Source organism: Pseudomonas machongensis (genome assembly GCF_034961125.1).
Classification (GTDB): domain Bacteria; phylum Pseudomonadota; class Gammaproteobacteria; order Pseudomonadales; family Pseudomonadaceae; genus Aquipseudomonas; species Aquipseudomonas machongensis.
In genome coordinates, this window is the sequence record NZ_JAYFUI010000192.1 from 22,232 (window position 1) to 37,023 (window position 14,792).

A 14,792-nucleotide genomic window follows, 5' to 3' on the forward strand; every position below is an offset into this window, starting at 1 on the left:
TCAGGCTACTCCACACAAGGCGCGCAACCGCGCGGTGTCCAGGTGCTGCTCGATGAGGTCGGCCAGGCGTTCGATATCGCGTTCGCGCAGCGCCTCGTAATCGACCACCTCGACGTCATCCAGCCCGGCCCAGCGCAGCAGCGCGGCGCACGACTGGCTACCCTCGAACAAACCGTGCAGGTAGGTGGCGAGGATCTGCCCGTCAGCGCTGATCGCGCCATCGGCACGTCCATCTGCGAGCATCACCGCAGGCTGCTCCAGCGCAGGTCCCTGGGTGACGCCTGCATGAATTTCGTAGCCCGACACCGGTGCCTGCTCGAGGCTCAGCACGCCTTCGACATTGCGCAGCTGCTTTTCGGCTTCCAGCACGGTGGCGTAGTCGAACAGGCCCAGCCCAGCGCTCGAACCCGCCGGCCCTTCCAGCCCCAGCGGGTCGTGCACCTGGCGCCCCAGTATCTGCAGCCCGCCGCAGATGCCGATGAGCTTGCCGCCGTAACGCAGGTGACGGGCAATGGCGCTGTCCCAACCGCGCTCGCGCAACTGCGCCAGGTCACCGCGCACGCTCTTGGAGCCGGGCAGGATGATCAGGTCGGCAGGCGGAATCGGCTGGCCGGGGCCAATGAACTGCAAGTCCACCTGCGGGTGCAGGCGCAGCGGGTCGAAGTCGGTGTGGTTGCTGATGCGCGGCAATACCGGAACGATCACCTTGAGCACACGATCGCCCTTGAGCGACTGGCGCCGGTCGATGCCGTCCTCGGCCTCCAGGTGCAGGTCGGTGATGTAGGGCAGCACACCCAGCACCGGTTTGCCGGTACGCTGCTCGAGCCAGTCCAGGCCCGGTTGCAGCAAGGCGATGTCTCCGCGAAAACGGTTGATGACAAACCCCTTCACCCGCGCCTGCTCACTGGGCGACAGCAGTTCGAGGGTGCCGACCAGGTGGGCGAACACGCCGCCACGGTTGATATCGGCAACCAGGATCACCGGGCAGTCCACCGCCTCGGCAAACCCCATGTTGGCGATATCGCCGGCCCGCAGGTTGATCTCGGCAGGCGAGCCTGCGCCTTCGACCATCACCACCGGGTAGGCAGCGCTCAGGCGCTGGTGCGAGGCCAGGACCGCCTGCATGGCGATGGCCTTGTAGTCGTGATAGGCGACGGCGTTCATGCTGGTCACCGCGCGGCCATGGACGATGACCTGGGCGCCGGTGTCGCTGTTGGGCTTGAGCAGTACCGGGTTCATGTCGGTATGCGGCGCCAGCCGGCAGGCCTGGGCCTGCACCGCCTGGGCGCGGCCAATCTCGCCACCGTCGGCGGTCACCGCGCTGTTGAGCGCCATGTTCTGCGGCTTGAACGGCACCACGCCGACACCCTGGCGCAACAGCCAGCGGCACAGGGCTGTGACCAGCGTGCTCTTGCCGGCATCGGAGGTGGTGCCTTGCACCATGAGGGTGGTCATGCCGATTCCTTCTGGTAGTCCTGCAGCGCCTGGCGCAGGCGCTGTTCATCCGCCGCACTGGCAGGCAAGCCAAGGCGCACGGCGGCAGGCGCCTCGAACAGGCGCACGAGAATGCCGCGGCGGGCGAGAAAGTCGTGAAGCTGGGCGGCGCGCGGATCGCGCAAGTACTGGAACAGGTCGCAGCCGCCAGTGGCGGGCAAGCCAGACTCGGCCAGCAGTGCTGCAAGGCGTGCACTGGCTTCGGCGCAGCGCACGATCTGCGCCCGCTGCGCCTGGCCATCGGCAAGGCACGACTGGCCGATGATCCGGGTCGGGCCGCTGACCGTCCACGGCCCCAGCATCTCGGCCAGGCGCTGCAGCAGTGGCGCCTCGGCCATGGCGAAGCCCAGGCGCACACCGGCCAAACCAAAGAACTTGCCGAACGAACGCAGCACGATCAATCCGCCACGCCAGCTCTGATCGGTGATGCTGTGTGCCGGGGTGTTGTCCATGAACGCCTCGTCCACCACCAGCCAGCCGCCGCGTCGAGCCAGGCGTGCGTGCCAGTCGAGCAGACGCTCGCGCGGCACGCAGCGCCCCGTGGGGTTGTTCGGGTTGACCAGCAGCAGCACATCGAGGCGGTCCAGGGCCGCTTCGACCTGGTCGTCATCGAGCTCGACAAGCTCATGCCCGGCGCGCTGCCAGGCATGCGGATGTTCGGCATAGCACGGCGACAACACGCCGACCCGCCCGCGCGTGCGCAAGTGCGGCAAGGCCTGGATCGCTGCCTGAGAGCCCGCCACCACGAGCAGTTCATTGACACCGTAGTAGGCGCGCGCGGCCTGCTCCAGGCCGTCCTCGACCTCAGGCAGGCGCGCCCAGGCCTCCAGCGGAATCGATGGGATGGAGAAGGACCAGGGGGCGATACCGCTGGACAGGTCGAGCCAGTCTTCGCGTGCGATACCGTACTGGTGCGCAGCGCGCAGCAGGCGGCCACCATGTTCAAGCATAGAGCCAGGCCCCCGTGCAGATCACCAGCAGCCACAGCCATACGCCGCGCTGCACCAGGCTCCAGCCGCGCTCGATGGCATCGGCGTCGGCCACCGGCCCCTCGCCCAGGCGCGCCCGTTCGTGCAGCTCACCGTGGTACACCGCCGGGCCTCCCAGCTCCACGCCGAGGGCACCGGCCCCTGCGGCCATCACCGGGCCTGCGTTGGGGCTGTCCCACAGCGGCGCCTGGTTGCGCCAGCAGCTGAGCGCCAGGCGAGTCTTGCCCAGCAATGCGTAGGTCAAGGCCACCAGCCTGGCCGGCAGGTAGTTGAGTACATCGTCGATACGCGCTGCGGCCCAGCCGAAGCGCTCGAAACGTTCGTTGCGATAACCCCACATGGCATCCAGGGTATTGCTCAGGCGGTACAGCACCACGCCCGGCGCACCGGCCACGACGAACCAGAACAGCGCGGCGAATACCGCATCGCTACCATTCTCCAGCACCGACTCGGTCGCGGCGCGGGCCACGGCAGGCTCGTCGAGCTCGCGGGTCTCGCGGCTGACCAGATAGCCCACCCGCCGCCGTGCTTCACCCAGATCCCCTTGGCGCAGGGCCTGGGCCACGGGCAATACATGCTCGCCCAGGCTGCGCATGCCCAGCGCGCAATACAGCGCCAGGGCGTCCACCAGCCAACCGATGTAGGGCAGCCACGACAGGATCAGCGCCACCAGGGTCAGGGGCACCACGGCCAGGAACCAGGCGCTGACCCCATGGCTGCGCCAGCCGCGGCCACCGGCATTCAAGCGTTGCTCCAGACGCCCGGCGAAATTGCCGAATGCCACCAGCGGATGGCGCCGCTGCGGCTCGCCCAGCAGCGCATCCAGCGCCACACCAGCAACAGTCAGCAAGGCGATGCTCATGCCTGCTCTCCCCATTGGTTCTCGTAGAGCATCTCGCTCAGCGGCCGTTCACGCGCCCAGTCTTCCAGCACCAGCATGGGCGCCTCGTAGAATTTCGCCACCGGCCCCAGGCACAACACCGCCACAGGCTTGGCCCCGGCCGGCATGCCCAGCAACTCGCCCAGCGCCTGCGGGTCGAACAGCGACACCCAGCCCATCCCCAGGCCTTCGGCGCGTGCGGCCAGCCAGAGGTTCTGGATCGCGCAGGCCATCGACGCCAAATCCATTTCCGGCAGGGTCCGGCGGCCAAAGATGTGCGGCTCGCGCTTGTCCATCAAGGCGGCAACCAGCACCTCGGCGCACTCACCGATGCCTTCGACCTTGAGCTGCATGAATGCGTCGGAGCGCTCGCCGAGGGCCTCTGCGGTGCGAATCCGCTCCTCCTCCACCAGCGCCTGGATGCGCAGGCGCAGGTCGCGCTGGCTGATACGAATGAAGCGCCAGGGCTGCATCAGCCCGACACTGGGCGCCTGGTGCGCGGCGGCCAGCAGCCTGGCGAGCAGCTCAGGCGCCACATCGCCGCCGATAAAGTGGCGCATGTCGCGACGCTCACCGATCGCTCGGTAGACCGCAGCGCGCTCGGCCTCGCTGAAAGCGTGTTCGTTCATGGTCGCAACAGCGCCGCCGCCGCTTCGGGGTTGGAAGGGAAATAGAAGTGCACGTAGGACGCCGTCAAGCGCCCCCGACGATAGACCGCCTCGTTGCCACGTCCGCCATTGGGGCTCAGGCCACGGGCGACGGGTGCAAGCTCGGTGGTGGTCAGCGAGTGGTGGTAGGTATGGCCACGCAGGGTGCCCTCAGGCAACTCGACAGCCTGCAGCGCCAACGCGGCGAGGCGCTTCTGCATCACGGCCTCGCCGGGCAACAGCCCCAGCAACTCGGCGCGCTCACCCGCAACGTCGGTCAAGGCCTCGAGCAGGTAGAGCATGCCGCCGCATTCGGCCAACAAGGGTTTGCCTTCGTCATGGTGGCCGCGGATCGCCTCGCGCATCGGCGCGTTGGCCGCCAGGGCGTGGTGATGCAATTCGGGGTAGCCGCCGGGCAAATACAGGCTGTCGACCGTAGGCAGGTGCCGGTCGTGCAAGGGCGAGAAGAACACGAGCTCCGCGCCCTGATCGCGCAGCAGGTCGAGGTTGGCGCCATAGAGGAAGGCGAACGCCTCGTCGCGGGCCACACCGATGCGCACACCGGCAAGGCTTGCGGTCAAGGGGGCGGCGTGTGGTTCGACAAAGGCCACCGGCGGCGGCAAGGCAGCATCGCAGCTGGCGCCCAAGGCCTCGGCGGCAGCGTCCAGGCGCGCGTCCAGATCGTTCAGCTCACTGGCCTGGACCAGGCCGAGGTGACGGCTGGGCAACTCGATGCCGCGCTCGCGAGACAACCCGCCATACCAGCGCAAACCTTCGGTCAGGCTACCTTCGAGCAGTTGCGCATGGCGCAGGCTGCCGACCCGGTTGGCCAGCACGCCAGCGAATGGCAGGTCAGGCTGGTAGCGCGCCAGGCCGAGGGCCAGGGCCCCGAAGGTCTGGGCCATGGCCGTGCCATCGATCACCGCCAGCACCGGCACGCCGAAATGCCGCGCCAGGTCAGCGCTCGACGGCGTACCGTCGAACAGCCCCATGACACCTTCGATGAGGATCAGGTCGGCGTCGGCGGCAGCGTCCCACAACAGACGGCGGCTCTCCTGTTCGCCGATCATCCACATGTCCAACTGGTACACCGGCGCGCCGCTGGCGCGCTCCAGGATCATCGGGTCGAGAAAATCCGGCCCGCACTTGAATACCCGCACCTTGCGCCCGAGGTTGCGGTGCAGGCGCGCCAAGGCGGCGGTGACGGTGGTCTTGCCCTGGCCGGAGGCTGGTGCGGCAATCAGCACCGCCGGGCAATGACGGGTGGCTCGACTCACAGTTCAACGCCCTTCTGTGCGCGGATACCGGCCTGGAAGGCGTGCTTGAGCATGCCCATCTCGGTCACGGTGTCGGCCAGCTCGATCATTTCCGGCTTGGCCCCGCGGCCAGTGACGATCACGTGTTGCATCGGAGGACGGGCCTGGATGTCCGAGAGCACCTGGTCCAGGTCGAGGTAGCCGTGCTTCAGGGCGATATTCAGCTCATCGAGCACTACAAACTGCACCGACGGGTCCTGCAGCAACTGGCGGGAGACGGCCCAGGCCGCCTCTGCTGCGGCGATGTCGCGCTGGCGGTCCTGGGTTTCCCAAGTGAAGCCCTCGCCCATCACGTGGTAGCGCACTTCGTTGGGAAAGCGGCGGAAGAACAGCTCCTCGCCGGTGCTGTTACGGCCCTTGATGAACTGCACCACCCCGCACTGCATGCCATGCCCCAGCGCACGGGCAAGCATGCCGAAGGCCGAGCTGCTCTTGCCCTTGCCATTGCCAGTGAGCACCAGCAGCAGGCCGCACTCATTCGGGGAATTGGCGATACGTTCGTCGATGATCGCTTTTTTGCGCTGCATGCGTGCCAGGTGGCGTTCGTCGCGCTCGATGGATTCGCTCATCAGGGGTTCTCCGCAGGCTGTCGACGCGCCGGTCGGGCACTCGCGGGCGGGCACCAGGCAACGACAGATAAACAAGGCAGGCAGGCGAAGGGAGCGCGCAAAGGCCGTGGCGATACCACGGGGCAGCGCGCATCACCCTCCGTGATGCCGTTGACAGTGACAGGCCGGTCTCCGGGCTCGTGAGCCGGGCCTTGGCCCGAAACCGCGCGCCTTCCCGGGTGCGGACACCCAGTGGCCTTGCGCGGCCTTGACTCACCTACCGTTGCGGGGGCAGCGCCGGATTCGCGCCCTGCTGGCGCCCACCGGCTTCCCAGTTTCACCCTGCCGGAGCTGATCCGCAGAGCACCTGAAACACGCCGCGAAGGTTAGAGGGTTGCACAGGGAGCGTCAATTAAACGCGGACGATGAACGGTTGATCTGGATGCTTGTCTCACTATTGAAGCAGTGATATCACATAGCCATCACCGGCTGTACGCGACCATAATAAAAGGAGAGCGCGGCATGCAAGGCTTGATCATCACCAACCCGCACCTGGAATTCCTGCGCCCGGCCCTGGAGCGCTGGATCGACTGCATCGACCGCTTCAACCAGATCCATGGCGACGGCGATGCGCCCTATTGGCACGGCGCCCAGGCCAATGCCGGTATCCTCGCCGCCGCTGCCTGGCAGGCCGAGCTGGTGGCGTTGCAGCACTATCAGAGCAAGAAGCAGCGTGACGAAGGCGAGCGCGAAGGGCGCTGCGACCTGTCGATTGCCGGCGCCGAACAATCCATTCATCTGCACACTGAGCAGCGCTGGCCGAAGATCGCCCGCCTGGACCTGGCGGGCGCCCTGCAGGAGGCGGCGACGTTGGCGCGGCTGGCAGCCTATCCCAGCCAGCTCAAGGCCGGGGCGCTGTTTGTCAGCCCGTGGAAGGCGGGGCAGCATGCAAGCCCCGAGGAACTACAGGATATGGTCGATGACTTGAACAAGAACACGGCCTGCGCGATTGCCTGGTACTTCCCGTATGCGTACCGCAAGCTGCATAACGAGTCAGGGCAATACCACCCGGGTGTGGCGTTGTTGCTCAAGCAGGCTTGAACGTGCGCCGGGGCGGCTGCGCAGCCCCGGCAATCTCAGGGATTCTGCGCCAGATGCCCCGGCGCCAACACCCGCTTGGCCTGCAAATAGGCCTTGGACCAGTAGCTGTTCGACAGGTAGTCCAAGCGCACCGTACCGCCGGTGGACGGCGCATGCACGAAGCGCCCCTCCCCCACGTAGATCCCGGCATGGCTCACCTGCGAGCCACCGCCGGTGGCGAAGAACACCAAGTCACCGGATTGCAGCGAATTGATGTCCACGGTCGGTGCACGCATGACGATCATCTCGCGGGTCGAGCGTGGCAGGTTGATGTTCGCCGCGTCGCGGTACACATAACCGATCAGCCCACTGCAATCGAAACCCGAATCCGGCGTGTTGCCGCCCCAGCGGTACGGGGTGCCGACCAGACCGATGGCACGGATCAACACATCGTCAGCCACAGGCGACGAGGACGGTTGGTCGATGAAGGTGATCTGCGGCTTGGCCACAGGTGCCGGTGCCGGAGCACGGCTGGAACAGGCGGCAAGCAGTGCCACCAGGGAAAGGAATGCGAAGCGCGTCATCATCGCCATGGGTCAGAACCTGTCTGAGACCAATCGGCCGCAGCCGAAAAAAGAGTTAAGGATTTAGATTAGACGCTATTCGTAAATGCGCACGGCGGCTAGCTTTTCAGCTACGCCGCCGTGCGAGGATACAGCATTTTGATATCAGTTGCGCGACAGGGTGGTGGTCGGCGCCATGGCCAAGGCACGCTTGGCTTCGATGAAGGTCTTGCTCCAGTAACGGTCACCGAGGTTGTCGATGCGCACACCACCGCTGCGGCGGCTGCTGGAGTGGATGAACTGGTTGTCACCCAGGTAGATGCCGGCATGGCTGACACGGCCACGGCCGTTGGTGCTGAAGAACAGCAGGTCACCCGGCTTGAGCTTGTTGCGTGCGACCTTGGGGGCATCGACGTTGATCATCTCGCGGGTCGAGCGCGGCAGGTTCATGCCGGCCTCTTCGCGGAACAGGTAGCCGATGAAGCCGCTGCAATCGAAGCCGGACTGCTCGGAAGTACCGCCGAAACGATAACGGGTGCCGATCAGCGACATGCCACGCTCCAGAATGCTGTCTGCAAGGACGGGCAGCTGGTAGGGCTTGCTATTGCTGGAGAAGGCTTGAAGGTCTTCATCGGTGGCGAGGTCTTCTTCATCGAATACCGACGAATGCGAAGCCTTGGCCTTGACCGCGGTTTGCGCGGTGACCGATGGATGATCCTGGGGCTGGGAAATCGGGCCTTGGGCCGCGCAGCCAAAAAGCAGGGTCACGAGTGCGAGTGGCACGAGGGGTGCGAAGCGCTTGAGCATGGGCACGACCGTGTCTGTAATCCTTTAGAAGGGGGAAACTATGCCTTCTATCGGACCTATTTGCAAATTTTATCGAAAAAAATGTGACTTTTGCGTTTTGCCGCTCTGGCTCGGTGTTTTCAGCGTTACCAGCCGAGGGTTTCCTTGAGGAAGGGAATGGTCAACTTGCGCTGGGCTTGCAGCGAGGCCTGGTCGAGGCGTTCGAGCAGATCGAACAGTGCACTCATGCTGCGCGTTCCACGGGTGAGAATGAAGTGCCCGACCTCATCGGTCAGGTGCAAACCACGGCGCGAGGCGCGCAATTGCAAGGCACGCAGCTTGTCTTCGTCGGACAGGCCACGCATCTGGAAAATCAGTGCCAGGGTGAGCCGTGACTTGAGGTCGGCGAGCTTGATCGGCAGCTCACGCGGCGAACTCGAGGCCGCCAGCAGCAGGCGCCTGCCGCTGTCACGCAGGCGATTGAACAGATGGAACATCGCCTCTTCCCAGTCGGCCTTCCCGGCAATGACGTGCAGGTCGTCGATGCACACCAGCTCGTACTGCTCCAGATGGTCGAGCAACTCCACGCCTCGGTCGAGCAACTGCGCCAACGGCAGGTAGACGGCGGGCTCGCCCAGTTGCTGGAAACGGTGGGTGGCAGCCTGCAGCAGGTGGGTGCGCCCTGCGCCCTGCTTGCCCCACAGATAGATGAGGCTCTCGGTCCAGCCCGCGTCGGCTTCGCACAGCCGCTCGACATAGCCCAGTGCCGCGGCATTGGCGCCCGGATAGTAGTTGATGAAGGTGGCGTCATCGCGCAGGCGCACACCCAGGGGCAACTGGATTGGTTTCATGCTGGCTGGCGGTCGCGAGGACCAAAGGGGGCCTTTGGTGAAGAGTGCGCAAAGTCTATACCCGCAGCGCGGGCGGCACAATCGGGGAAGGGAATAGCGCAAGTAAAATCAACAGGTTGCGTGATTTTTGAGCAATCAGAGGATCACCTCGGCCACGCGCCCCGCCCATTAGCGTGCCAGACTCGAAGTCGCCTGGGTGCAAAAGCAGGTCGCCTGGGTGCGATTTTTCCACTCGCCCGGCTCATAACCTGAACGGCAGCCACCGCCGCGCGGGGCGTCATGACATAACAACGATAATCACCGTCTCCTGAGGGGAAAACGTCATGCAGCGATCGATCAAGGCGGCCACCTGCGCCGCACTCCTGGGTATCAGCGCAGCCAGCTGGGGCGCAGAACCCGCCGCTTGTCAGAACGTGCGCATGGGCTCGGTGAACTGGACCGACGTCGTCGCCAGCAGCGCCGTCGCCGAAGCCCTGCTCGACAGCCTGGGCTACAAGGTCAAGCAGACCAGCGCCTCGCAGCAGATCATCCTGGCCGGCATGGCGGAGAAACGCCTCGATGTGTTTCTCGGTTACTGGCAGCCAACCATGCAATCGGTGGCCAAGCCCTTCCTGGACAAACAGCAGATCGACGTGATCAGCCCCGCCACCCTCGCCGATGCACAGTCCACCTATGCCGTGCCCGCCTACGCCTACGACGCGGGCCTGAAGACCTTCGCCGACATCGCCAGGTTTCGCGACAAGCTCAAGAACCAGCTGTACCTGATCGAACCGGGCAGCGGCATGAACCGCATCACCGCACAGATGATCGCCGAAGACAAATTCGGCCTGAAGGGTTTCAAGGGCATCGAGTCCAGCGAGGCCGGCATGCTGACGGCGGTCAAGCGTGCCGTGCAGAAGAACGAGTGGGTGGTGTTCGCCGGCTGGAAGCCGCATCCGATGAACCTGCAGATCGACATGCGCTACCTCTCCGGCAGCGACGATGCCTTCGGCCCCAACGAAGGCTCGGCCACGGTCTCGATCATGACCTCAGCCGGTTACCAGCAACAATGCGGCAACGTCGCCAAGTTGCTGCACAACCTGCGTTTTACCAGCGAAGGGGTCAGCCAGGTCATGGAGCCGATCCTCGACCGCAAAGCGCCGCTCGATGCCGCTCGAGACTGGCTCAAGGCGCATCCCGAGCAGGTCTCGGCCTGGCTCGAAGGCGTGACCACGTTCGACGGCAAGCCCGCCAATGCGGCATTGGTCGCGCAACAGTAATGCAGCGCTACCCTCTCTCGGCCGGCATGCAGGCCTTCATCGAACGGACCCGCGCCTTCAGCGTGGCCGATCCTGCACTGGCAGCCCAGCGCGCGGCCTATTCGCGCATGGCCGCAGCCTTCACCCCGCCATGCCCGGAAGGCGTGCAGGTGCGAGATCTGAATATGCCGGGACTGGTGCCCTTGCGCGTGTTCCAACCGGCACAAGCAGCACCGGCCGGAGGCTGGCCAGCGCTGCTATTTATGCATGGCGGCGGCTGGATGCTCGGCGGGCTCGACTCACACGCGTTCTTCTGCGCCGAACTGACGGCGCGCTTGGGAGTGGCGGTGGTCGCGGTGGATTACCGACTCGCGCCGGAACAGCCCTTCCCCGCCGCCCTGCACGACAGCCTCGCCGTCTGGCGCGCCCTGCGCGATGGCGCGCTGGGTGTACCGGTCGCCCCCACGCGACTGGCAGCCATCGGCGACAGCGCCGGGGGCAACCTCGCCGCTGCCCTGTGCCTGGCACTGCGTGAAGCGGATGAGCCGCAGCCGCGCATGCAGGCGCTGATCTATCCCGCGCTGGGTGATGAGGACAGCGTGTCGCGACGCGAGTGTGCCGATGCACCGCTGTTGTCTGTCGACGACATGCGCGCCTGCCTGAACGCCTACCTGCCCTCCACTACTCTCAGCCCGCTGGCGCTGCCATTGCTCGCCCGCGACCTCACGAGGCTGGCGCCCGCTTTCATTGCCGTGGCCGAGTTCGACCCACTGCGCGATGACGGCCTGCGCTATGCACAACGGTTGAGAGACGACGGAGTGGCGGTCGATGACTTCCCAGGCCATGGGTTGGTCCATGGCTGCCTGCGGGCCAGGGGGTTGCCGGAGGTGGAGGCACTGTACGAGGCGCTGTTTGCAGCGCTCAGGAACAGCCTCGATTGACGCCCCTTTTACCGGGACCGCCCGACCTGCAGGCGCAGGCTCGTCCCGTGAGGGAAGCGCCTACCTAATGAAAGTTTCATGTTTTGACCCATGCTCTTTCTGCAAGAATCTTTAGTTACAACCTCTTACAAAGATTCGCTGAATAGCTGGAGCATGTGATGAATCCCCCCCTCCCTGCCAAAGCACCGTCCAAAGCCGGAAGAGTCTTCCGGGTGACCTCCGGCAATTTTCTCGAACAGTTCGACTTCTTCCTCTTCGGTTTCTACGCCACCCAGATCGCTGCCGCGTTCTTCCCTGCAAGCAACGAATTCGCCTCATTGATGATGACCTTCGCCGTATTCGGCGCAGGCTTTCTGATGCGCCCGCTGGGGGCGATCATCCTCGGCGCCTACATCGATGACGTCGGCAGACGCAAAGGCCTGATCGTGACCTTGGCGATCATGGCCAGCGGTACCTTGCTGATCGTGTTCGTGCCCGGCTACGCCAGCATCGGCCTGTGGGCGCCCGCCCTGGTATTGCTCGGCAGGCTGCTGCAGGGGTTCTCGGCCGGTGCCGAGCTCGGCGGCGTCTCTGTTTACCTGGCGGAGATGGCCACGCCCGGGCGCAAAGGCTTCTACGCCAGTTGGCAATCGGCCAGCCAGCAGGTCTCCATCATGGTTGCCGCGGCCCTGGGCTATGGCTTGAATCAGTGGTTGTCCGCCGAGGAGTTGTCCCAGTGGGGATGGCGGATTCCGTTTGCCGTGGGCTGCCTGATCGTCCCGTGCATCTTCCTGCTGCGCCGCAACTTGCAGGAGACCGAAGAGTTCGCCAAACGCGAGCATCGCCCGACCATGAGCCAGGTGTTCAAGACACTGTGCGCCAACGCATCGGTGGTGATCCTGGGCATGCTGATGGTGGCCATGACCACCACCGCCTTCTACATGATCACCGTGTACGCCCCGACCTTCGGCAAGACCGTACTGCAGCTCGATACCAGTGATGCATTGATGGTGACCTTGCTGGTCGCCGTGTCCAATTTCCTGTGGCTGCCGATCGGCGGCACATTGAGCGATCGCCTGGGACGCAAACCGCTGCTGGCGGCAATGTCCCTGCTGACCGTACTCACGGCATACCCTGCGCTGTCCTACCTGGCCCAGGCCCCCAGCTTCGCTCACATGCTGGAGGTGCTGCTGTGGTTCTCGTGCCTCTATGGCATGTACAACGGCGCACTGATCCCTGCCCTGACCGAAATCATGCCCACCGAAGTGCGCGTTGCCGGATTCTCCCTGGCTTATAGCCTCGCCACCGCGGTGTTCGGCGGCTTCACCCCGGCGGTGTCCACCTGGGCGATCCATGCCACGTCAGACAAGGCCGCCCCGGCTTACTGGCTGATGGTTGCAGCGCTGTGTGCGTTCACTGCAACGCTTGTGCTGTATCGCCGCCGGCCTGCCCGCAGCACGGCCGTTGCCTGAGGGTGTGACGGATCCTTACGAGTGCTGTGCAGAGCGCTGGAAAGTAACTCCGCATAACTGAAAAAGCGCGCCCGAGAATCTCGGGCGCGCTTTCGGCTTAGTCTTGGTTCATTCCCAGCTCAGCGTCATCCAGCAGTGCTTTGGCCATACCCGCCAGGTAATACCCTGCCCAGGCCAAGTCGGTGTCGCTCTCCATGACACCCAAAAATGTCAGTCGCCTAACGCTACCGAGCAATTCCGACGCATGCTCACGAGCGTGCTTGCAGGGAATACCCTGCTCGACGCGAAAGAGTGGCCGCCCCGAACCATCCCCAGCACTGAATGCAGTGAGTCCCGGCGTCACTGGTGCCTGCACAACATCGCTCATTGATGCTCTCCTCCATTGACACCCTGTTGCCATACCGCAACCTTGGGGAACACCGCTCAACCTGTAGGAGCGGGCTGGTCCCGCGATGGGGTCGCCGCTATCGGCAAAGACCCATAGCGATCTATTGGCATCCTGGTCAAAGCCATCCTGACCAGACCTCTGGCCGCGGCCAGCTCCTGACCCAAAACACAAGGCAATCGTCGGTCTGCAATGCTCAAGGCAACACCCAGATCCTGAGCAATCTGTTTTAAAAGGAATTCGAGCGAACGGGTGGGATATTCGAGCGGGGGTGGATCGGGGACAATCTTCAGCATACTCACCTCAGTGTCATTGAGGCTGCCATCACCCGCTGTCAAACAGGAAGGTGGCAGCTGTGCGCGGGTTGACAGACCGAGGACACTGAAACTCGGCGCACACGAAGGTGCCCCACGCACAGCCGCCATAGCGCTTGCACGTGTTTCAGTGATCGAAGCGGCCTGTCAAAGCCGGTCGTTGAATTGGCAACGACCCGGCGAGACTAGAGGCCGGTTTGGAGCACTGCAATGGCGGAATGGCGGTGGGAGTATGTTTGGGAAATGGACTACAGGGAATAAGGAAAAGCTGATTGGTAGGATTCGATGGAAAGGCGGCGGAGCCATTTTAAGCGCTAATATATGCTGCAAACGCTCCAGAGCCTTGAGCTTACCTATCGTCGAAATTTTTCCCATAAAAAAGCCCCGCTGATTCTCATCAGCGGGGCTTTTCATGTATGGCGGAGAGATAGGGATTTGAACCCTAGGTACTGTTGCCAGTACAACGGATTTCGAATCCGTCCCGTTCGACCACTCCGGCATCTCTCCAGTGGCGCGCATCATACCAGCGTTTTCGTTTCTGGCAAACCTTTTTCGAAAAAAATTCGCGTGGTATCAGGCGCTTGCGTGAGCGTGCGGGTTACAGCGGCACGCCCAGGCGCTTGGCGACTTCTTCGTAGGCTTCGATGACATCGCCCAGCCCCTGACGGAAGCGGTCCTTGTCCATCTTCTTGCGGGTTTCCTTGTCCCACAGGCGGCAGCCGTCAGGGCTGAACTCGTCGCCCAGGACGATCTGGCCGTGGAATACGCCGAACTCCAGCTTGAAGTCGACCAGCAGCAGGCCAGCGTCATCGAACAGCTTGCTCAGCACTTCGTTGACCTTCAGCGACAGCTTCTTCATCTCGACCAGTTGCTCGGCGGTGCCCCAGCCGAACGCGACAACGTGGGATTCGTTGATGAAGGGGTCGCCCTTCTCGTCGTTCTTCAGGAACAGCTCGAAGGTCGAAGGGGTCAGCTGAATGCCTTCCTCGACGCCCAGGCGCTTGACCAGGCTGCCGGCCGCGTAGTTACGCACGACGCACTCGACCGGGATCATGTCCAGCTTCTTGACCAGGCACTCGTTGTCGCCCAGCAGCTTGTCGAACTGGGTCGGCACGCCGGCCTCTTCGAGCTTCTGCATGATGAAGGCGTTGAACTTGTTGTTGACCATGCCCTTGCGGTCCAGCTGCTCGATGCGCTTGCCGTCGAACGCCGAGGTGTCGTTACGGAACAGCAGGATCAAGCGGTCGGCGTCGTCGGTCTTGTAAACCGATTTGGCCTTGCCGCGGTAGAGTTCGTCGCGTTTTTCCAT

The 14,792-nt window shown here is 64.1% G+C and carries 15 protein-coding genes, 1 tRNA gene and 1 riboswitch; of the genes, 4 read left to right on the forward strand and 12 right to left on the reverse strand.

All coding sequences use genetic code 11. The annotated features are described in order from the left end of the window. The 6 genes from VA602_RS24665 to cobO are packed head-to-tail and all read right to left on the reverse strand — an operon-like array spanning position 1 to position 5,895. A complete protein-coding gene (locus VA602_RS24665; RefSeq protein WP_323454602.1) occupies positions 1 to 1,455 on the reverse strand; it encodes a cobyric acid synthase in 1,455 nt (484 codons plus the stop codon). Next, on the reverse strand, positions 1,452 to 2,444 hold the full coding sequence (cobD, locus tag VA602_RS24670) for a threonine-phosphate decarboxylase CobD (protein ID WP_323454603.1): 993 nt from the start codon (positions 2,442 to 2,444) through the stop codon (positions 1,452 to 1,454). The genes VA602_RS24665 and cobD overlap by 4 nt, the downstream gene beginning before the upstream one ends. Further along, positions 2,437 to 3,345: an adenosylcobinamide-phosphate synthase CbiB gene (gene cbiB, locus VA602_RS24675; RefSeq protein ID WP_323454604.1), complete on the reverse strand. Its 909-nt coding sequence runs from the start codon at positions 3,343 to 3,345 to the stop codon at positions 2,437 to 2,439. Before cbiB ends, cobD begins: the two co-directional genes overlap by 8 nt. Next, positions 3,342 to 3,992 (reverse strand): 5,6-dimethylbenzimidazole synthase, encoded by a 651-nt coding sequence (gene bluB / locus VA602_RS24680; RefSeq protein WP_054890947.1) that lies wholly within the window; start codon positions 3,990 to 3,992, stop codon positions 3,342 to 3,344. The genes cbiB and bluB overlap by 4 nt, the downstream gene beginning before the upstream one ends. Continuing rightward, a complete protein-coding gene (locus VA602_RS24685) occupies positions 3,989 to 5,287 on the reverse strand; it encodes a cobyrinate a,c-diamide synthase (RefSeq protein WP_323454605.1) in 1,299 nt (432 codons plus the stop codon). The genes bluB and VA602_RS24685 overlap by 4 nt, the downstream gene beginning before the upstream one ends. Beyond that, complete coding sequence (cobO, locus tag VA602_RS24690) at positions 5,284 to 5,895, reverse strand: cob(I)yrinic acid a,c-diamide adenosyltransferase (protein WP_054890949.1); 612 nt, start codon at positions 5,893 to 5,895, stop codon at positions 5,284 to 5,286. Before cobO ends, VA602_RS24685 begins: the two co-directional genes overlap by 4 nt. A gap of 145 nt (positions 5,896 to 6,040) precedes the next feature. Further along, positions 6,041 to 6,260, reverse strand: a riboswitch (cobalamin riboswitch). A gap of 136 nt (positions 6,261 to 6,396) precedes the next feature. Between cobO and VA602_RS24695 the strand changes: the two genes are divergently transcribed. Beyond that, on the forward strand, positions 6,397 to 6,975 hold the full coding sequence (locus VA602_RS24695) for a hypothetical protein (protein ID WP_323454606.1): 579 nt from the start codon (positions 6,397 to 6,399) through the stop codon (positions 6,973 to 6,975). 35 nt (positions 6,976 to 7,010) lie between these two features. On the opposite strand, the gene VA602_RS24700 is transcribed toward VA602_RS24695, so the two are convergent. The 3 genes from VA602_RS24700 to hda all read right to left on the reverse strand — a co-directional run bounded on the left by VA602_RS24700 (position 7,011) and on the right by hda (position 9,154). Next, positions 7,011 to 7,547, reverse strand: a complete 537-nt coding sequence (locus VA602_RS24700; protein ID WP_063545853.1) for a C40 family peptidase — start codon at positions 7,545 to 7,547, stop codon at positions 7,011 to 7,013. Between the two features lie 135 nt (positions 7,548 to 7,682). Next, a complete protein-coding gene (locus VA602_RS24705; protein ID WP_054890952.1) occupies positions 7,683 to 8,324 on the reverse strand; it encodes a C40 family peptidase in 642 nt (213 codons plus the stop codon). Between the two features lie 125 nt (positions 8,325 to 8,449). Further along, positions 8,450 to 9,154 carry a DnaA regulatory inactivator Hda gene (gene hda, locus VA602_RS24710; protein ID WP_054890953.1) on the reverse strand — a complete coding sequence of 235 codons (705 nt, stop codon included), beginning with the start codon at positions 9,152 to 9,154 and terminating at the stop codon, positions 8,450 to 8,452. A gap of 323 nt (positions 9,155 to 9,477) precedes the next feature. Here hda and choX point away from each other — a divergent pair, with 323 nt between their 5' ends. The 3 genes from choX (at position 9,478) to tcuC (ending at position 12,784) form a co-directional block, all read left to right on the forward strand. Then, on the forward strand, positions 9,478 to 10,413 hold the full coding sequence (choX, locus tag VA602_RS24715; RefSeq protein WP_151925058.1) for a choline ABC transporter substrate-binding protein: 936 nt from the start codon (positions 9,478 to 9,480) through the stop codon (positions 10,411 to 10,413). Next, a complete protein-coding gene (locus VA602_RS24720) occupies positions 10,413 to 11,333 on the forward strand; it encodes an alpha/beta hydrolase (RefSeq protein WP_323454607.1) in 921 nt (306 codons plus the stop codon). Before choX ends, VA602_RS24720 begins: the two co-directional genes overlap by 1 nt. 158 nt (positions 11,334 to 11,491) lie before the next feature. Beyond that, on the forward strand, positions 11,492 to 12,784 hold the full coding sequence (gene tcuC, locus VA602_RS24725) for an MFS transporter (protein WP_323454608.1): 1,293 nt from the start codon (positions 11,492 to 11,494) through the stop codon (positions 12,782 to 12,784). A 97-nt stretch (positions 12,785 to 12,881) separates the two neighbouring features. Here tcuC and VA602_RS24730 read toward each other — a convergent pair whose 3' ends face one another. From VA602_RS24730 to purC, 3 genes are all read right to left on the reverse strand, one after another. Next, positions 12,882 to 13,151 carry a DUF3077 domain-containing protein gene (locus VA602_RS24730; protein ID WP_151925059.1) on the reverse strand — a complete coding sequence of 90 codons (270 nt, stop codon included), beginning with the start codon at positions 13,149 to 13,151 and terminating at the stop codon, positions 12,882 to 12,884. Positions 13,152 to 13,900: 749 nt separating this feature from the next. Continuing rightward, positions 13,901 to 13,990, reverse strand: a tRNA-Ser gene (locus VA602_RS24735). A gap of 91 nt (positions 13,991 to 14,081) precedes the next feature. Beyond that, a complete protein-coding gene (gene purC / locus VA602_RS24740; RefSeq protein WP_063545856.1) occupies positions 14,082 to 14,792 on the reverse strand; it encodes a phosphoribosylaminoimidazolesuccinocarboxamide synthase in 711 nt (236 codons plus the stop codon).